Origin of the sequence: Vibrio sp. 10N.261.52.A1, assembly GCF_002876325.1 — a bacterium.
GTDB lineage: Bacteria > Pseudomonadota > Gammaproteobacteria > Enterobacterales > Vibrionaceae > Vibrio > Vibrio chagasii.
The window spans coordinates 1-2,212 of sequence record NZ_MCYD01000904.1 but is presented as its reverse complement, the minus strand read 5'-3'; the positions used below and the strand labels follow the sequence as shown (position 1 = coordinate 2,212).

The following is a 2,212-nucleotide window of genomic DNA, read 5'->3' as shown; positions in this document are numbered from 1 at the left end:
AAGCTACCACTCAAACTCCCGCAGACACCACCAAAGAGCTGTTTTCTGTTCTTACAGAGCAGGCGCTTTCAGGCACAGTGACGTGGGATAAAAACGTTACAAAAACCATCGAAAACGCGATTTCAGAGATTGATAAAAAGCTATCCAAGCAACTGTCTGAAGTGATGCAACAAAAAGATCTGCAAAAACTAGAAGGCTCTTGGCGTGGTCTACAAAAGCTGGTTAAAGAGAGCGAACTTGGTCGTGACCTGAAAATCAAAATGGTCGATTTCACCCAAGAAGAGCTGCTTGACCAATTTGAAGATGCACCTGCAATCGACCGTAGCCCACTATTCAATGCCGTTTACCAAGGTGAATTTGGCACAGCCGGCGGTGAACCTTACGGAACCTTCATTGGTGACTACGAGTTCAGCGCAAAAGATGAAGATGTTGCACTACTTCGTTACATGGGCGAAGTTGCTGCTGCTTGTCACGCTCCATTCGTTGCTGCTGCAAATGCAGAAATGTTCGAGTTTAATGATTTCCAAACCTTCTCTGAAGGTAAACCTGTTGCAGCGGGCTTCGACTCCCCAGCTTACGCAGCATGGAACTCATTCCGTGAGAGCGATGATGCGCGTTACGTAACACTCACACTTCCACGAACTCTTGCTCGTCTACCTTATGGCGGAAAAGGCTTGAGTACTGATGTGTTTGCTTACGAAGAGCTCGATACGGATATGGACGGCAACCCTAAACCTAAGAGCAATGATCAGCTAGTTTGGTCAAATGCAGCGTATGATCTTGGTCTTAAAATGACTCAAGCGTACACGGCTTCTGGTTGGTGTACTTCGATTCGCGGTCTTGATAACGGTGGTAAGGTAGAAAACCTACCAAACCTAACGTACAAGTCTGAAGCTGGTGACCTACTGCAACAGTGTCCAACTGAAGTAAACCTAACAGATGAGCGTGAAAAAGAGCTGTCTGATCTTGGTTTCCTTCCTTTAGTTCACTATAAGAGTTCAAACTACGCCGTGTTCATTGGCGGTCAAACTACACAGAAGCCTAAAACCTTCACTGACCCTGACGCAACGGCAAACGCTGCGATTTCTGCTCGCCTACCTTATATCATGGCAAGTAGCCGTATCGCGCACTATCTGAAAGTAATGGGCCGAGACAAGCTAGGTTCGAACCTTGAAGCGCCTGACATTAAGCGTGAGCTTCAACTATGGATCGACCAGTACACCAATGCTGGTGCAATTGGTAACGAGCAGCGAGCAAAAACCCCTCTTTGTGAATCTCGCATCGAAGTGGTTGAGCAACCTGGTAAGCCAGGTGCCTACTCTGCAGTCGCTCACCTAAGACCTTGGTTACAACTTGAAGAGCTGACGACTTCAGTTCGAATGGTTGCTAAGATTCCTGGCTAATAGGGATTTGGCCGGAGCAATCCGGCCAAAATTTTGTATGAAGTTAAATACAGAATGGCAAAACAAATTCAACCAATTAGATGACACAGATAATTCCTTTTTAAAAGAGGCTTTATCTCTGCTATCTGAGCTAGACCAACACAGCTTAAGCTCTAAATCCTCACTAATTTCATTGATATCGACACTAATATCAAAAATCGACAACGCACTCAGTTTACAACTCGATGAAGTTATCCATGATTCAGAGTTTCAAAAGCTAGAACGTAATTGGCTTAGCCTGCAACAACTCGCCTCCCTACCCGTTAGCTATCAAAGAGCACATGTAAAGCTTCTTGATATGAACTGGGAAGAGATATCCAGCGACGTTAACCAAGCATACTCCACCAAATCCAGTGACCTGTATAACAAGATAGGTAACAACGAATTGAATACCCTAGGCGGACATCCGTTTGGCTGTATCGCATTTAGCCACCCTATTTCTATGGATATCGATTTTGATGCTGAATACGACGACTTGTTTACCTTGGAGCTCCTTGGAAAATTAGGGGAAGCGACACTCTGCCCAATGCTTTTTTCTCCAGTGTCTACTTTTTTTGGTGAAAGCGGCGCGGATTGGCTCTCAGATATAGAACGTATCAATAAGATTCTTTCAGGCCCCGATTACACAGCATGGCAAGAACTCCGTGCCAAACCGAGTTCTCGCTTCATTGGTATGGCGCTACCTCAAGTTAGAATCAGAGAAGCCTATAAAAATCGAAGAGCCGGGTTTATTTATAACGAACAAGGGAAAGGTGCGTGGGGGTTAGCCA

At 45.3% G+C, this 2,212-nt stretch carries 2 protein-coding genes; both read left to right on the top strand.

Annotated features, from left to right (window positions below):
* Positions 1-1,403: type VI secretion system contractile sheath large subunit (gene tssC / locus BCT81_RS19525; protein ID WP_102425534.1), on the top strand; the 1,403-nt coding region annotated here is incomplete at its 5' end.
* 37 nt (positions 1,404-1,440) lie between these two features.
* Positions 1,441-2,212, top strand: a 772-nt coding sequence (locus tag BCT81_RS19520) for a type VI secretion system contractile sheath large subunit (RefSeq protein ID WP_198596929.1), incomplete at its 3' end; no start/stop codon positions are given.